Source organism: Halorubrum sp. SS7, from assembly GCF_005435055.1.
GTDB lineage: Archaea > Halobacteriota > Halobacteria > Halobacteriales > Haloferacaceae > Halorubrum > Halorubrum salinarum.
In genome coordinates, this window is the sequence record NZ_SGXV01000513.1 from 1 (window position 1) to 291 (window position 291).

Below are 291 nucleotides of genomic sequence, written 5' to 3' on the forward strand. Positions count from 1 at the left end.
GGATTCGGAGCCCGCTATCGGTGATGGAGTCGGTCGCCGAGCGGAACGACGCCTTCGCCGAGCGGTTCGCCGCCGCGGACGCGAACGACGACGGCGTCCCCGACCGTAACCTCGAGGCGCTGTACGACGAGCTGTTCGAGGTGGCGCCCGACGGCGCCTCGGAGGTCATCGACCGCGACGACGGCAAGTACACCGCGGCGCAGATCACCATCTCCGTACAGGGCGGGGCGAGCGGCGACGCGGTGACCGAGGCGATGCGCGACGTGGCCGACGAGGTCGACGGCGAAGGGC

1 protein-coding gene is annotated in these 291 nt (G+C 71.5%); it reads left to right on the forward strand.

What is annotated here, in order from left to right; genetic code table 11:
* Positions 1 to 23: 23 nt before the first annotated feature.
* Positions 24 to 291: hypothetical protein (locus tag EXE44_RS18995; protein ID WP_137718112.1), on the forward strand; the 268-nt coding region annotated here is incomplete at its 3' end.